Origin of the sequence: Pseudarthrobacter sp. NPDC058329, assembly GCF_042879835.1 — a bacterium.
Taxonomy (GTDB): domain Bacteria; phylum Actinomycetota; class Actinomycetes; order Actinomycetales; family Micrococcaceae; genus Arthrobacter.
This window is the reverse complement of record NZ_JBHVZR010000001.1, coordinates 692562-707926: the sequence shown is the minus strand read 5'-3', so window position 1 is coordinate 707926 and position 15365 is coordinate 692562. Positions and strand designations below refer to the sequence as shown.

The window sequence follows — 15365 nt, the reverse complement described above, 5'->3', positions numbered from 1 at the left end:
CCGGGCCACCAATAAACGCGGACAGGCGGATGCGAGGCGCCGGGGCCGCACGCCGTGATGGGGCGGCGCGGCTGGTGCCGCCGTAGGTTTTAGCCCTTGCGGATCAGTTTGTGGTTGGCGGCCTGCGCCACCGGCCGGATCACGATCTGGTCCAGGTTGACGTGGTGCGGGGCAGTGACGGCGTACCGGACCACCTCCGCCACGTCTTCTGCAGTGAGCGGCTTTTCGACTCCCTTGTAGACCTTTTCGGCGGCCTGCTGGTCACCCAGCCGGTTCAGGGCGAACTCCTCGGTGTACACCAGGCCGGGAGCCACTTCGATGACCCGGAGGTTGTTCTCCACTTCCTCGAGCCGGAGTGCCCCGGTCATGGCATGCTGTGCGAACTTGGCAGCGTTGTAGCCGCCGCCGCCCTCGTAGGCGGACAGGCCGGCCGTGGAGGTCAGGTTCAGCACTGTCCCTTCACCGTTGGCGCGGAGCATCGGCAGGAAGGCGCGGGTGAGCTTCATGGTGCCAAGCACATTGACCCGGTACATCCACTCCCAGTCTTCCGTGCTTGCGGCGCCTATGGCGTCCGCTCCCCTTGCGCCGCCGGCAATGTTGACCAGCGTGTCTATTCCCCCGGCTTCGGTCACGCGGGCAAGCAGACGGGACACGTCGTCGTCCTCGGCGATGTCAGCAGGAATCGCGACGGCGCCCGTCTCGGCTTCGAGGGCGGCAAGGCGCTCCGCGCGGCGGGCCACGGCGAAGACCGTCCACCCCTGGGCCACCAGGGCGCGGACCGTTGCCTCGCCGATTCCGCTGCTCGCGCCGGTCACCAAAGCTGCCTTTTTCTGCACGTCCGAAGTCATGGCACCACCCTAGCGGCAGCTGCGCCGGGAAGGCCCGGAGGTATGTCGCCGGATGACACCGGCGCCGGCGTTGACCGCCGTGCTGGCCGCCGGGTCCGCTGGCGACCGGCGGACCAGCCCGTCCATGAAACAATTGGCAAATGGCTGAAGACACTCAGGGTACAGACACGCCCAACACCGCCCCCATCAACGTTCCGGACAAGCCGGCCCTCGAAGGCCTCGAAGCTGCCTTGACGCAGCGCTGGCTTGCCGAGGGGACCTATAAGTTCAATAGGGACACCACCCGGGAGCAGGTCTACTCGATCGACACTCCCCCTCCCACCGCCTCCGGATCACTCCACGTGGGGCACATGTTCTCCTACACCCAGACCGACGTGCTGGCGCGCTACCAGCGCATGACCGGTAAAAACGTCTTTTATCCCATGGGCTGGGACGACAACGGCCTGCCCACCGAACGCCGCGTGCAGAATTACTACGGCGTCCGCTGCGACCCCTCCATTCCGTACAACGCCGACTACCAGCCGCCGGCGCAGCCTGCCAAGAACCAGCGGGACTTCGACGTCGTCTCCCGCCGGAACTTCATCGAGCTGTGCGAGGAGCTGGCTGTCGAGGACGAAAAGGTCTTCGAGAACCTCTTCCAGACCCTTGGCCTGTCCGTGGACTGGGAGCTGACGTACCGGACCATCGACGACAACTCGCGCGCAGTTTCGCAGCGGGCTTTCCTGGCCAACCTCGCCGCCGGCGATGCGTACATGGCCGAGGCACCCACGCTCTGGGACGTAACGTTCCGTACGGCGGTGGCCCAGGCCGAGCTTGAGGACCGCGAGGTGCCCGGCGCGTACTACCGCTACCCGTTCTTCACCGAGGACGGGGAGCGCATCTACGTCGAGACCACCCGCCCCGAACTGCTCGCGGCATGCGCCGCGCTGGTGGCGAACCCCGACGACGAACGGTACCAGCCGCTGTTCGGCAAGAAGGTCACGTCCCCGGTGTTCGGCGTCGAGGTTGAAGTCAAGGCACACCCGCTCGCCAAAGCGGACAAGGGTTCCGGCATCGCCATGGTGTGTACCTTCGGCGACCTGACCGACGTGACCTGGTGGCGCGAACTTCAGCTGCCCACCCGCGCCATCGTGGGCCGCGACGGCCGGATCATCAGCGAGGCTCCCGAGTGGATCACCACGGACATCGGCCGTGAGGCCTTCGCTGCGATTGCGGGCAAAACCGTCTTCAGCGCCAAGGAAGAGGTGGTGAAGCTCCTCACCGCCGCGGACCTGCTGGAGGGCGAGCCGAAGAAGATCATGCACCCCGTCAACTTCTACGAAAAGGGCGACAAGCCCCTGGAAGTTGTGACCTCACGCCAGTGGTACATCCGTAACGGCGGCCGGGACGAGGACCGCCGGGAGCGGCTCATCGCCCGCGGGCAGGAGATCAACTTCCACCCCGCCTTTATGCGTTCACGCTACGAGAACTGGATCTCCGGCCTCAACGGTGACTGGCTGGTCTCCCGGCAGCGCTTCTTCGGCGTGCCGATCCCCGTCTGGTATCCGCTGGATGCCGATGGCAACCCGGACTACGACGCCCCCATCGTTCCTTCGGACGGGCAGCTTCCCGTTGACCCGGCAGCCGATGCCGCACCGGGCTTCGACGAGGCCCAGCGCGACGTGCCCGGCGGATTCACCGGAGACGCCGACATCCTCGACACGTGGGCCACGTCCTCTCTGACGCCCAAGATCGTGGGCGGCTGGAAGCGGGACGAGAAACTGTTTGCCCAGGTGTTCCCGTTTGACGTCCGGCCCCAGGGCCACGACATCATCCGGACCTGGCTGTTCTCCTCGGTGGTCCGCGCGGACGCCCTGGAGGACAGCGCACCGTGGAAGCACGCCGCCATCTCCGGCTGGATCCTGGATCCGGACCGCAAGAAGATGTCCAAGTCCAAGGGCAACGTGGTGGTCCCCACCGACGTGCTGGAGGAATATGGCTCTGACGCCGTCCGCTACTGGGCCGCGTCAGCGAAACTCGGGGCAGATACCGCCTACGAGATCGCCCAGATGAAAATCGGCCGGCGCCTGGCCATCAAGCTGCTGAACGCCTCCAAGTTTGTGCTGAACCTCGGAGCCACTGAGGCATCGGTGCTGTCCGCCGCCCTGTCGGTGCTGAGCAACCCGCTGGACCGGGCCCTACTTGCCCAGCTCGCGGAGGTTGTGGCCCAGTCCACCAAGGCGTTCGGGAACTACGACTACGCCCGCGCACTGCAGATCACCGAGAGCTTTTTCTGGCAGTTCACGGACGACTACGTGGAGCTCATCAAGGACCGGGCCTACGGTGCGGCGGGCGAGTCCGAACAGGCTTCCGTGCTTGCAGCGCTGGCCACCACCCTGGACACCCTGCTCCGCCTGTTCGCGCCGTTCCTGCCGTTTGCCACGGAAGAGGTCTGGGGATGGTGGCGCAACGGCTCCGTCCACCGCGCCCAGTGGCCTGCCCCGCTGGACGTGCCCGGCGGTGACACCACGATGCTTGCCACGGTGGGTGTCGCGCTCAGTGGAGTCCGCAAGGCCAAGTCCGAGGCCAAGGTCAAACAGCGCACCGAGGTTCTTTCCGCCACCATCACGGCTTCGGAAGCGCTCACCACGCAGCTGAAGGCGGGACTTGCCGACCTCAAAGCCGCCTCAAATGCCAGGGAAATCACGCTGCTGGTGGGCGACGGTGACCTGACTGTCAGTGACGTGGCCCTGGCCGCCACTGAGGAGCCCGCCCAGGCCTGACCGGGCTGCCTGTTTCAGGGCAACTGATTCAGAGGAACTGTTTCAGGGGAACTGTTTCAGGGCAAAGGGGAAGCCCCATCAGCGTTTTGCCGTTGGTGGGGCTTCGACTTTTCGGCCATCCGGTGACGTCTTCGATGGTCTGGCAGAATCCTCAGATCTTCAGGTCTTCCTACCTCGTCACTGGTAGCCTGCTTCTAACTTTGCCGATGGCTGCGTTGAATGCATATCACTGAATCTTTGGTTTCTGCGTCCCTCTTCTTTCGAAGTGGGTAAGTTCCATTTTTGTCCTGCCCCTCCGGAAGCGCAAGAGCCCCGGCAGAACTACAAGAGAGTAGTTTTGCCGGGGCTCTTTGGCACCCTGCCATATAGTCCGGCAGGTTCAGTACCTAGTTGAACTCGGGCCGTTCGGTGCGGCTGCGCTTGAGCTCGAAGAAGTGCGGGTAGGAGGCAATCGCCGTGGTGGCGTCCCACAGCCTGCCCGCCTCTTCGCCGCGCGGGATGCGGGTGAGGACCGGTCCGAAGAACGCCGTTCCGTTGAAGGCAACCACCGGCGTTCCGACGTCCTGGCCCACCAGCGAGATGCCTTGCTCGTGGCTTGCGCGCAGCTCGGCGTCCAAGGCATCCGTTGTGGCGGCCGCCGCCAGCCCTGCGGGAAGACCGCATTCCGCGAGTGCCTTGCTGATGACCACCGCACGGTCCTCCTCACCGCGCTCATGGATCAAAGAACCCATGGCGTCGTACAGTGCCTTGACTGCTTGCTGTCCGTGTTCCTGCTGCGCGGCGATGATCACGCGGACCGGGCCCCAGGCGTTGTCCATGGATTCGCGGTAGGCGGGCTCCAGGTCGCGGCCCTCATTCAGGACGGCAAGGCTCATCACATGCCAGACAGTTTCGATGTCGCGGACACCTTCCACTTCGCCAATCCAGCGGGAGGTGATCCACGCAAAGGGGCACAGCGGATCAAACCAAAAGTCCGCCTTGTTCAGGGCAGATTCTGCATTGGCAGCGGCTTCAGACATGGGAAATCCTTCCGGTGGGCTGGGCGCACGAAGCAGCCCTCAGCTGGCGTGGTGGTACGGGCGCGTTGGTTCTCAGGCAGGGTCCGGGCAGGGTCCCGGATCAGGCAGACTTCCGGCGCTTGGTGACGTGCGGGATCATGGTTGGCTCTGCCCCGTTCAGGACGACGTCCTCGGTGACAACCACAGTGGCCACGTCTTCGCGGCTTGGGAGATCGAACATCACCGGGAGCAGCACTTCCTCCATGATGGCCCGCAGGCCGCGGGCACCGGTGCCGCGCTCCAGGGCCTGTTCGGCGATGGCGTCCAGGGCGGTGTCATCAAACACCAGTTCCACGCCGTCGATCTGGAACATCTTCTGGTACTGCTTCACCAATGCGTTCTTGGGCGTGGAGAGGATCTGGATCAAGGCGTCGCGGTCAAGGTTGGACACGGTGGTGATCACGGGGAGCCGGCCGATGAATTCGGGAATGAGCCCGAACTTCAGCAGGTCCTCCGGCATCACTTCCCCGTAGGAGTCGATCTTCTTGCTGGCTTCGTTGAGGGGTGCGCCGAAGCCGATCCCCTTCCGGCCGGACCGTGAACCGATGATTTCCTCGAGCCCGGCAAAGGCCCCGGCGACGATGAACAGTACGTTGGTGGTGTCAATCTGGATAAATTCCTGGTGCGGGTGCTTCCGGCCGCCCTGCGGAGGGACGGAGGCGACGGTGCCCTCCAGGATTTTCAGCAGCGCCTGCTGGACGCCTTCGCCGGAGACATCGCGGGTAATGGAGGGGTTTTCGCTCTTGCGGGAGATCTTGTCGATCTCGTCGATGTAGATGATCCCCTGTTCGGCCTTCTTGACGTCGTAGTCCGCGGCCTGGATCAGCTTCAGGAGGATGTTCTCCACGTCCTCGCCCACGTAGCCGGCCTCGGTGAGTGCGGTGGCGTCAGCTACAGCGAAAGGCACGTTGAGTCGGCGGGCGAGCGTCTGGGCCAGGTAGGTTTTTCCGCAGCCGGTGGGGCCGATGAGGAGGATGTTGGACTTGGCGATCTCCACGTCGTCGTGGTGGCCGCCCTCTGCCAGGCTCCCGGACTTGGGTGCGTGGCCGGCCTGGATCCGCTTGTAATGGTTGTAGACGGCGACGGCGAGGGAGCGCTTGGCAGGCTCCTGGCCGATGACGTATTCCTGCAGGAAGTCGAAGATTTCGCGCGGCTTGGGAAGCTCAAAGCTGCCGAGATCGGCAACCTCTGCAAGTTCCTCTTCGATGATTTCGTTGCAAAGCTCAATGCATTCATCACAGATGTAGACACCGGGCCCGGCAATGAGCTTGCGCACCTGCTTCTGGCTCTTTCCGCAGAAAGAGCACTTCAGCAGATCCGTGCTCTCGCCAATCCGAGCCATATGTGAACCCCTTAGTATCTTGCTGCCAGGCAGCCTTGCACCGTTGCTGGAATCTCCACCAGCCTGCTTGGGCCGGTTGTGACAACATCCACTCTAGGTCACATTCGCTTCCGAGGGTGGAAGGAAAAGGCCGGTGGAGCCAAATGAATGGCGCCACCGGCGCTTTATTTTACCGCTACCTGGTGATGGCCTGCGGTTTGATCTTGCGTGAATCCAGGACCTGGTCGATCAGGCCGTATGACTGGGCTTCTTCCGCGGTGAGGATCTTGTCGCGCTCAATGTCGTTGTTGACCTGCTCCGACGTCCGTCCGGAGTGGTGTGCCAGAGTGTCCTCGAGCCAGGAACGCATGCGCATGACCTCTGCGGCCTGGATCTCAAGGTCCGAGGCCTGGCCTCCCTGGCCGCCAGACAGCGCCGGCTGGTGGATCAGGACGCGCGCGTTGGGCAGGGCCAGGCGCTTGCCCGGCGTGCCGGCTGCCAGCAGGACAGCCGCTGCACTGGCCGCCTGGCCCAGGCAGACGGTCTGGATCTCAGGCCGGATGTACTGCATGGTGTCGTAGATGGCCGTCATGGCTGTGAACGATCCGCCGGGCGAGTTGATGTAGAGCGTGATGTCGCGGTCCGGGTCCGTGGATTCCAGGACCAGCAACTGCGCCATGACGTCGTCCGCCGAAGCGTCGTCCACCTGGACGCCGAGGAAGATGATGCGGTCCTCGAAAAGTTTGGTGTACGGATCCTGGCGCTTGAAGCCGTAAGGGGTGCGCTCCTCGAACTGGGGCAGGACGTAGCGGCTGGACGGAAGATTACCGGCGGACCACCCGAAGTTGTAGTTCATTTTTTGTTGCTCCTGATCTGAGTGTTCTTGTGCCGGTCTAGTTCGCGGAGGCGGATTCGCCCGAGGTGCCGTTCGAGTTCGACGTGCCGCCGCCGCCGGCCACAGAGCCCGCGTGCGCAGCGATCTTGTCGAAGAAACCGTATTCAAGCGCTTCGGCGGCCGTGAACCACTTGTCGCGGTCGTTGTCCTTGAGGATGGTGTCCACGGTCTGGCCGGTCTGCTCAGCCGTCAGTTCCGCCATGACCTTCTTCATGTGCAGGATGAGTTCGGCCTGGATCTTGATGTCCGAAGCCGTGCCGCCGATGCCGCCGGAGGGCTGGTGCATCAGGACGCGTGCGTTCGGCGTGGCGTACCGCTTGCCCTTGGTGCCGGAGGAGAGCAGGAACTGCCCCATGGAGGCGGCAAGGCCGGTGGCAACGGTGACGACATCGTTCGGGATGAACTGCATGGTGTCGTAGATCGCCATGCCGGCCGTGACGGAGCCACCGGGAGAGTTGATGTAGAGGTAGATGTCCTTTTCCGGGTTTTCAGCGGAAAGGAGGAGGAGCTGCGAGCAGATGGCGTTGGCGTTCTCGTCACGCACCTCTGAGCCCAGCCAGATGATCCGCTCCTTGAGGAGGCGGTTGTAGATGTAGTTGTCCTGGGCTGCAGGATCGACAGTTGCCATCCGGGGGGCCTCTGCGTGCTGTGACATGTGTACTTACCTCTCACTGGTGACGGTGACATCACTGAAAATCTCTACTTGGACACTAACCGGTTTCACTGGCGTTTTGTTCGCGCACCGTGGGCTGTTCGCTGACGGCGCACGATCGGCGGGCCCCTTGCTGGAGCGTGCCCTTATCCAATGCAAAAAGGCCCCCGGATCAGTGGATCCGGGGGCCGTTCACATCTGCCTTACAGCGAGGTACTGCGTTTACCGCAGGTGCTAGGCCTTGGCCTCTGCCTTGTCTTCCTCAACAGCAGCCTCAGCTTCGGTTGCTGCTTCTTCGACGTCGGCCGCGGGAGCTTCTTCTTCGCCGCCGGGACGGACGAAGTCGCTGAGGTCAACAGTCTTGCCCTCGGAGTCGGTCACCGTGGCCTGGCCAAGGACAACAGCCAGGGCCTTCCGGCGGCGGACCTCGGAAACCATCATGGGAACCTGGCCGCTCTGATCGATGATCTGGGCGAACTGGTTGGGGTCCATGCCGTACTGGCTGGCGGTGGTGACGATGTAATCGATCAGCTCGTTCTGGCTGACATTGACTTCTTCCTTCTCAGCGATGGCGTCGAGGATGATTTCGTTCTGGAAAGCGCGGGCGGTGTTGGCCCGGACTTCTTCACGGTGCTCCTCGGTGTCGTGTTCGCCTTCACCGTGGCCGCTGCCCTCCTTGAAGTGGGCTTCGAGCTGCTCCTCGACAACGGAGTCCGGAACGGGTACCTCTACCAGCTCAACAAGCTTGTCCAGGACCTTGTCGCGGGCTTCGACGCCCTGCTCAACGACCTTGGAATCGGCAGCCTGCTTGGCGAGGTCCTCGCGGAGCTCGGCAAGGGTGTCGAACTCGGAAGCCAGCTGGGCGAAGTCGTCGTTGGCCTCGGGGAGTTCGCGCTCCTTGACGGCCTTGACCACTACCTTGACCTGCGATGCTTCACCGGCGTGGTCGCCGCCCACGAGGGTGGTGTCGAAGATGGCGTCTTCGTCGGCACTGAGGCCGGTGACAGCCTCGTCGAGGCCCTCAAGCATGGTTCCGGTGCCCACCTGGTAGGACAGCCCGGCAGCAGAGTCGACCTCTTCGCCGTCGATGGTGGCGTTGATGTCGATGGTGAGGAAATCGCCGTCGGCGGCGGGACGGTCCACGGACTTCAGCGTGCCGAAGCGGCCGCGCAGTTCGTCCAGTGCCTTGTCAACGTCTTCATCGGAGGACTGCGCCGCAGCAACCTCAACCTGGATGCCGGCGTAGTCAGGCAGTTCGATTTCCGGGCGGACGTCAACCTCGGCGTGGAACTTCAGTTCCCCGTCGGTGGAGGTGGGGTCCGGAACTTCGGTGATTTCCACCTCGGGACGGCTCAGGGGACGGATACCGGATTCCTGGACAGCGGACTGGTACCAGCCGTTGAGGCCTTCGTTGATGGCGGTTTCGAGGACGTAACCGCGGCCAACGCGCTGGTCGATAAGCTTCGCCGGCACCTTGCCCTTACGGAAACCAGGGACCTGGATCTGCGAAGCAACGGTCTTGTAGGCCTCGTCGATGCTGGGCTTCAATTCCTCAAAGGGGACCTCAACATTGAGCTTGACCCGCGTGGGGGTGAGGTTCTCGACAGCGCTCTTCACGGTCTAAGTACTCCTGGGATTGTGGGATGGGTTTCTGCAAACGCAATGTCCTTGCCCAGGCCGAGTGGTCCGGGCCGCAGAGTCGGGGTGACAGGATTTGAACCTGCGACTTCCTGCTCCCAAAGCAGGCGCTCTAGCCAAGCTGAGCTACACCCCGTAAGTGCACAGGCAAGTCTACGGTGATACGCGCCGACTTTGCACATTTGACACGTAGGCCATGAATTAGGTTTAGTTGTATCCGGCTTGAACAGCCAGCCCGAAGTTGCCAACCTGACAGCGCCTGCCGGCACTGCAGAAGGACCTTCTTTCGGGGACGTAGCTTAATGGTAAAGCCTCAGTCTTCCAAACTGATTACGCGGGTTCGATTCCCGTCGTCCCCTCCACAGGAACAAAAAGGCCCCTCACTGAGGGGCCTTTTTGGTTAAGCCGTACGGTTTGCTAGGACTGCTGGCAGTACGGGCACCAGTAGAGTTTGCGCGCCACCAGTTCAGCGGTGAGCACCTGGGTGCCGCACACCCGGCAGGGCAAACCATTGCGTTTGTAAACAAAGTGCGCATTTTCCCTGGCCGGGAAGGTGCCGCTCTTGAGCGCGGCGTTCTCCGCCGCAGCCTTGGCCGTCTTGCCGTTTCCCGACCAGTACCTCGGCGTGGTGGTGATGATCCGGCCGTCCGCCACGCCGTCGTTCATCACGGTAACGACGTCGCGCCACAGCTTGCGTGCCTCGGCGTCCGGAGTGGCGCTGCCCGGCAGCCATGGATCCAGCCGCCGCCGGAAAAGGACCTCGGCCCGGTACACGTTTCCCACGCCGGCGATGACCTTCTGGTCCATCAGCAGCGCGGCCACCGGTGTTTTGCGGCCTTGAAGAGTCGCGGCAAACCGGCCGGCGTCGCCGCGGCGGTTCACCAGTGGATCAGGGCCCAGGCGGGCCAGCACGGCATCGGTTTCGGCAGCGGTGATGGTCTCGCAGGTGGTTGCCCCGCGCAGGTCGGCCCAGCCGCTGCTTCCCACGATCCGGACGCGGACGGCCCCCACGGGCGCAGGCGGACCGGCGTACACGCGGGGCGCATCGCCGTCGCCATCATCAAAGGTCTCCTGCTCCCCTACTCTGCGCGGGGCACCGATGCTGGACGACCCTGCAAACGTGCTGTCGCCGCCGAAGGTCCAGGCACCGTAGAGGCCCAGGTGGACGTGCAGCACCAGCGAGTGATCAAAGTGCAGGAACAGATGCTTTCCGTGGGCCTCGGCGGAAACCAGTATGTGCCCGTCCAGCAGCCCGGCTCCGCCGACGAACCGGCCCTGCGGGCTGGATACGGTAAGCCGCTGGCCACCGAAGACATCCCCGAACTGCCGGGCCAGGCGCCGGAGGGTATGCCCTTCCGGCACTACTCGATGACCTCGCCGGTCGTTTCGTACGCGGCGATTTTGCCGATCCTGCGGACATGCCGCTCATCGTTGCTGAAGGGCTCGGCCAGGAAGGCCTCGATCAGCTCCGTTGCTTCCTCCACGCTATGCTGCCGGCCCCCCACGGCCACCACGTTGGCGTCGTTGTGCTCACGGGCGAGCGTGGCGGTGGAGTGGTTCCACGCCAGTGCTGCCCGGACACCCTTGACTTTGTTGGCCGCAATCTGTTCGCCGTTTCCTGATCCGCCCAGCACGATGCCGAGGGCGTGCACGCCGGCCTGCTGGTCCGCCACCACTGCGAGGGCGGCGTTGATGCAGAACGACGGGTAGTCGTCCAGGGCGTCATAGACCTTGGGACCGTGGTCCACCACGTCATACCCCTTGGCGGTCAGGTGGGAAACCAGGTGGGCGCTGAGTTCCATGCCTGCGTGGTCGGTGGCAATGTGGACCCGCGGGAAGGCAGGGGAAGAAGTCACAAGCAGAATCCGTTCGGTGTGGGCGCTGGCGGTCCGCACCGAAGGTGCAGTCCGGGGTCAACAACACGGACAAGAATACTAGGACTCGGGCTGGCCGGCCCCTGCCGGACCGCCGCCGCGGTGTGCCCGGTCCGCCACGCGGGTAAGGACATCAGCCAGCCGCGCGGCCGAGTCCTGGCTCCCGCTGCTCACGGCAAGGCTCTGCCCGTCCGTCTTTTTCACCACGACGGCGGGTCCGCTGCTCACGAGCATGGCGGCAGTTCCGCTGTGGTGGCGGTAGCCCCACCCGCCATAGTCGGCAGCACGGACGTCCGCGGCGCTGGCTGCCGAAATGGCGCCGGCGGGGACGTCCATGACAGGTACCACGCCGGCCAGCAGGACCTTCAGGCCCTGCCGGTCGGCCTTGATCCTGGCACACAGGAAAGCTGCCCCGATGACGGCAAGGACCACCAGCAGCACCCCAAGCCATGGCACGGCGATGGCAATCAGCGCGGACGGAAACAGTGAGGCTATGCCGATCATCACGAAGACCGAGCTGCGGGCGTGTACCCAGAGCCGGATGCTGTCCCGGGCCAAATCGGGATCCAGCTCCTTCGCGATGGCAAGCTGGAGCGCCCTGTCGTCCTCGGGGGACCACTGCCGGTCCGCCTTGTAAACGAAACCCATAACCACGCCGAGGGACACTGCGGCCCCGCTTCCGAGCGCAAGGACTGTGAGGTCCACCCGGGACTCACGGGCATCGGCAAGGCCGGCCTGCCCAACGAGGCCGGCAGCCAGCGCGGTGGCGACAAAGAGGCACAGGAACAGTCCGGCCCCCATCATGATCCGGCGCATGGGCACCGGCCTGCTGACCGGCAGGGCCTGGGAAAGAACCAGCCAGCCGGCGGCGACAATCATCAGGGCGCCCACCCAGACGTAGGCGGCAAAGGGCGCGAAGGCGGCACCGCCGTCGTCCGTCCACCGGACGGCGAGCGGCTCAGGAAGGTCCGGCCGAAGCAAAAAGGCGCACACCGCGAAGGCGGCCGCTACCACCACCGGAAAACCCGCCACAAAACGCAGGGCCTTCGTGTCCATCGACTCCATGAACTTCCCCATGATTTAACGCTACTCCCGCCGCCGGCCAGTGACTTGGTACTTCTCTCCCTACCCGTTGTGAGCTGCGCTACTTGTCGGGGGGTGAAGGGATGCAAGAATGATCAGTGCCGCCGCTGGGCACCGCCAGCCGGCAGACGCATATATTCCGGAAGGCCCCACTTTGCCAGGTATGAATCTGACCCGCGCTGAAGCCCGCGAACGTGCCGAACTGCTAACCGTCGAGTCCTACGATGTCAGCCTGGACCTGACCCGCGGCGGTGAGGTCTTTGGCAGCACCACCACGGTGAAGTTCAGCGCGAAGCCAGGCTCCTCCACCTTCATTGACGCTGTCACGGCTACTGTTCACGCTGTCACGCTCAACGGCCGCAGCCTCGATCCGGACAGCGTGGCAGACGGCGTGCGGATCCAACTGCCGGAGCTCGCGGCGGACAATGAGCTCACCATCGTGGCGGATGCCCCCTACATGAACACCGGCGAAGGACTGCACCGCTTCGTGGACCCCGTGGACAACGAGGCCTACCTTTACACGCAGTTCGAGGTCCCCGATTCACGCCGGATGTTCGCGGTGTTCGAGCAGCCGGACCTGAAGGCCAGCTTCAAGTTCACCGTCACGGCTCCCTCACACTGGGATGTCATCTCCAACTCCCCCACCCCGGCGCCCGTGGAAACAACGCCCGGGGACGACGGCGGTGCCCGCTCCGTCTGGTCCTTCGCTCCCACTCCCCGGCTGTCCTCTTACGTCACCGCCCTGATCGCCGGCCCGTACCAGTCAGTGCGCAGCGAGGTAAAGAGCTCCGACGGGAGGATCATTCCGCTGGGGGTTTTCGCCCGGAAATCGCTGATGCAGTACCTGGACGCGGACAACATTTTCGAGCTGACCCGGCAGGGCTTCGAATTCTTCGAGGCGCAGTTCGGCTGCCCCTACCCGTTCGAAAAATACGATCAGCTCTTTGTGCCGGAGTTCAACGCCGGCGCCATGGAAAACGCCGGCGCCGTGACCATCCTCGAAGGCTACGTCTTCCGCAGCAAAGTCACCGACGCCCAGATTGAACGTCGGGCCATCACCGTGCTCCACGAACTTGCGCACATGTGGTTTGGGGATCTCGTGACCATGCGGTGGTGGAACGACCTCTGGCTCAACGAATCGTTTGCCGAGTACATGTCCCACCTCGCCGCCGTCGAGGCCACCACGTTCACCAGTGCCTGGACCACTTTCGCCTCGGTGGAAAAGTCCTGGGCCTACCGCCAGGACCAGCTGCCCACCACCCATCCGATCTTCGCGGACATCAACGACCTGCAGGACGTCGAGGTGAACTTTGACGGCATCACGTACGCCAAGGGCGCCTCTGTCCTCCGCCAGCTGGTGGCGTGGGTGGGACCGGAGCAGTTTATGTCCGGCGTACGGGAGTATTTCGCAAAGCATTCCTGGCAGAACACCGAGCTGAGCGACCTGATGGTGGAACTGGAGAAGGCCAGCGGCCGCGACCTGGACGAATGGGGCCGGCAATGGCTGGAAACGGCCGGCGTGAACACCCTTACACCGGAGCTGGAGGTGGACGCTGCCGGGAACCTGGCCTCTTTCGCGATCTTGCAGTCCGCCGTCGAAGAGTGGCCCACCATCCGTCCGCACCGGCTGGCGGTGGGGTTCTACAATTTGAACGACGCCGGCAAGCTTGAGCGGGTGCACCACGAGGAGCTGGATGTCGACGGCGTCCGCACCGAGGTGCCCGCGCTGGCGGGAATGGCCCGGCCTGACCTGATCTTGGTGAACGACGATGACCTCGCCTACGCCAAAGTCCGGCTGGATGAGAAGTCGCTAGCCACCGCCACGGCGCACCTGAAGGACTTCAGCCAGAGCCTGCCGCGGACCTTGGTGTGGAACTCCGCGTGGGACGCCGCCCGCGACGGCGAGACTCCTGCGCGGCGTTACGTTGAACTGATCCTTGCAAATGTGGCCGCCGAGTCCGATTCCTCGGTGATCCTTGTCCAGCTCCGCCAGCTGGCCACCACCTTGAACTTCTACGTGGCTGAAGAACACCGGGAAGCGACGACCGTGGCGGCAGCGGACCGGCTGTGGGAACTCGCCTCGGAGGTGCCCGGTGGCTCTGACGCCCAGCTTCAGTTCGTGAAGTCCTTCGCCTTGCTGGCGGGCAGCGGAAGCCAGCTGGATACAGTGGCCGGCCTCCTTGACGGCTCGCTGGTCCTTGACGGCCTGGCCGTTGACCAGGACCTCCGCTGGGAGCTGGTGACGTCGCTGGTGGTGGGCGGCCGGCTCGGCCGGGACGGCATCGATGCCGAACTCGCACGGGACAACACTTCCAGCGGGCAGAACGCAGCGGCCCAGGCCACGGCGGCCATTGCCACGCCCGAGGCCAAGGCGGCGGCCTGGGAATCGATTGTGGCCAGCGGCGAGCTCTCCAACGCGCTTCAGGGCTCGGCCGTCAACGGCTTCATGCGCGTCCTGGACCGGTCCCTGCTGGAGCCATACGCGGAGAAGTACTTCCAGGCGGTGCCGGCCATCGTGGAAACCCGGACACACGCAGTTGCCCAGCAGATCGTCGTCGGGCTCTACCCCGCGTTGCTGACCACCCAGGCAACCGTTGACCGCACTGACGGTTTCCTCGCGGCACTCCCGCCGCAAAGCTCCGCCCTGCGGCGGATGATGCTGGAAAACGGCGACGGCGTTGCCCGGGCGCTGCGGGCACGCGCCGCTGATGTCCTTCCCGGCGAAGCAGGGCCGGGTTTGTGACCCTGGGTGAGCACCGCTATGCGCTGACGGTGCAGTGGACGGGCAACCTGGGCGAAGGGACGTCGTCGTACCGCGGCTACTCGCGGGACCACGACATCGTGGTTCCCGGGCTGCCGGTCCTCAGGGGTTCGGCCGATCCCACCTTCCATGGCGACCGGGAGCGCTACAACCCGGAGCAGCTGCTCCTGGCCGCGCTGGCCCAGTGCCATATGCTTTCCTTCCTACATGTGGCGGTAAAGCATGGCGTGGTGGTGACGGACTACCGGGACGAGGCCACCGGGCTGATGAGGCTCAACCGGGACGGCAGCGGCCAGTTCGAGAGCGTGACGCTGCGTCCGCAGGTGACCGTGGCGGATGGGCAGCACGTTGCCCTGGCCGCGGAGCTGCACCATGAGGCCAACCAGGTGTGCTTCATCGCCCGCAGCGTGAACTTTCCGGTGGAACACGTCCCGGTGACGGTGGCTGCGTAGCGCTGTTGCTGTCCTTCCCGG

The 15365-nt window shown here is 64.3% G+C and carries 12 protein-coding genes and 2 tRNA genes; 4 read left to right on the top strand and 10 right to left on the bottom strand.

The genetic code is table 11. The features are described from left to right. Positions 1–89 precede the first annotated feature (89 nt). Positions 90–848 (bottom strand): SDR family oxidoreductase, encoded by a 759-nt coding sequence (locus tag ACFVYC_RS03375; RefSeq protein WP_387546539.1) that lies wholly within the window; start codon positions 846–848, stop codon positions 90–92. Between the two features lie 140 nt (positions 849–988). Between ACFVYC_RS03375 and valS the strand changes: the two genes are divergently transcribed. Continuing rightward, positions 989–3610, top strand: a complete 2622-nt coding sequence (gene valS / locus ACFVYC_RS03370; protein ID WP_387546536.1) for a valine--tRNA ligase — start codon at positions 989–991, stop codon at positions 3608–3610. A gap of 386 nt (positions 3611–3996) precedes the next feature. Here the strand turns inward: valS and ACFVYC_RS03365 are convergent, their stop codons facing one another. The 6 genes from ACFVYC_RS03365 to ACFVYC_RS03340 all read right to left on the bottom strand — a co-directional run bounded on the left by ACFVYC_RS03365 (position 3997) and on the right by ACFVYC_RS03340 (position 9310). Beyond that, on the bottom strand, positions 3997–4629 hold the full coding sequence (locus tag ACFVYC_RS03365; protein ID WP_387546533.1) for a DsbA family protein: 633 nt from the start codon (positions 4627–4629) through the stop codon (positions 3997–3999). 100 nt (positions 4630–4729) lie between these two features. After that, positions 4730–6010, bottom strand: a complete 1281-nt coding sequence (gene clpX / locus ACFVYC_RS03360) for an ATP-dependent Clp protease ATP-binding subunit ClpX (RefSeq protein WP_387546530.1) — start codon at positions 6008–6010, stop codon at positions 4730–4732. A gap of 175 nt (positions 6011–6185) precedes the next feature. After that, positions 6186–6845 carry an ATP-dependent Clp protease proteolytic subunit gene (locus ACFVYC_RS03355; protein ID WP_387546527.1) on the bottom strand — a complete coding sequence of 220 codons (660 nt, stop codon included), beginning with the start codon at positions 6843–6845 and terminating at the stop codon, positions 6186–6188. A gap of 37 nt (positions 6846–6882) precedes the next feature. Continuing rightward, on the bottom strand, positions 6883–7512 hold the full coding sequence (locus tag ACFVYC_RS03350) for an ATP-dependent Clp protease proteolytic subunit (RefSeq protein WP_387547123.1): 630 nt from the start codon (positions 7510–7512) through the stop codon (positions 6883–6885). Positions 7513–7770: 258 nt separating this feature from the next. Then, positions 7771–9153: a trigger factor gene (tig, locus tag ACFVYC_RS03345; protein ID WP_387546524.1), complete on the bottom strand. Its 1383-nt coding sequence runs from the start codon at positions 9151–9153 to the stop codon at positions 7771–7773. Between the two features lie 82 nt (positions 9154–9235). After that, positions 9236–9310 (bottom strand) — tRNA-Pro (locus ACFVYC_RS03340). A gap of 152 nt (positions 9311–9462) precedes the next feature. Between ACFVYC_RS03340 and ACFVYC_RS03335 the strand changes: the two genes are divergently transcribed. Beyond that, positions 9463–9536: transfer RNA gene (locus tag ACFVYC_RS03335), tRNA-Gly, on the top strand. 55 nt (positions 9537–9591) lie between these two features. On the opposite strand, the gene ACFVYC_RS03330 is transcribed toward ACFVYC_RS03335, so the two are convergent. From ACFVYC_RS03330 to ACFVYC_RS03320, 3 genes are all read right to left on the bottom strand, one after another. Beyond that, a complete protein-coding gene (locus ACFVYC_RS03330) occupies positions 9592–10536 on the bottom strand; it encodes an Fpg/Nei family DNA glycosylase (protein ID WP_387546521.1) in 945 nt (314 codons plus the stop codon). Further along, the gene (locus ACFVYC_RS03325) at positions 10536–11030 is read right to left on the bottom strand and encodes a ribose-5-phosphate isomerase (protein WP_387546518.1); all 495 of its coding nucleotides are present in this window, start codon (positions 11028–11030) and stop codon (positions 10536–10538) included. The genes ACFVYC_RS03330 and ACFVYC_RS03325 overlap by 1 nt, the downstream gene beginning before the upstream one ends. 78 nt (positions 11031–11108) lie before the next feature. After that, positions 11109–12125, bottom strand: coding sequence for a hypothetical protein (locus ACFVYC_RS03320; protein WP_387546515.1), 1017 nt, complete (start codon positions 12123–12125; stop codon positions 11109–11111). 169 nt (positions 12126–12294) lie between these two features. On the opposite strand from ACFVYC_RS03320, the gene pepN reads away from it, so the two are divergent. Next, positions 12295–14874, top strand: a complete 2580-nt coding sequence (gene pepN, locus ACFVYC_RS03315; RefSeq protein ID WP_387546513.1) for an aminopeptidase N — start codon at positions 12295–12297, stop codon at positions 14872–14874. Further along, positions 14871–15344, top strand: coding sequence for an OsmC family protein (locus ACFVYC_RS03310; RefSeq protein ID WP_387546510.1), 474 nt, complete (start codon positions 14871–14873; stop codon positions 15342–15344). Before pepN ends, ACFVYC_RS03310 begins: the two co-directional genes overlap by 4 nt. Positions 15345–15365: the final 21 nt, after the last annotated feature.

Bases quoted from the DNA above. Each gene is read 5' to 3' on its own strand.
- ACFVYC_RS03375 (WP_387546539.1), bottom strand. From the start codon at position 848: ATGACTTCGGACGTGCAGAAAAAGGCAGCTTTGGTGACCGGCGCGAGC.
- valS (WP_387546536.1), top strand. From the start codon at position 989: ATGGCTGAAGACACTCAGGGTACAGACACGCCCAACACCGCCCCCATC.
- ACFVYC_RS03365 (WP_387546533.1), bottom strand. From the start codon at position 4,629: ATGTCTGAAGCCGCTGCCAATGCAGAATCTGCCCTGAACAAGGCGGAC.
- clpX (WP_387546530.1), bottom strand. From the start codon at position 6,010: ATGGCTCGGATTGGCGAGAGCACGGATCTGCTGAAGTGCTCTTTCTGC.
- ACFVYC_RS03355 (WP_387546527.1), bottom strand. From the start codon at position 6,845: ATGAACTACAACTTCGGGTGGTCCGCCGGTAATCTTCCGTCCAGCCGC.
- ACFVYC_RS03350 (WP_387547123.1), bottom strand. From the start codon at position 7,512: ATGGCAACTGTCGATCCTGCAGCCCAGGACAACTACATCTACAACCGC.
- ACFVYC_RS03320 (WP_387546515.1), bottom strand. From the start codon at position 12,125: ATGGGGAAGTTCATGGAGTCGATGGACACGAAGGCCCTGCGTTTTGTG.
- pepN (WP_387546513.1), top strand. From the start codon at position 12,295: ATGAATCTGACCCGCGCTGAAGCCCGCGAACGTGCCGAACTGCTAACC.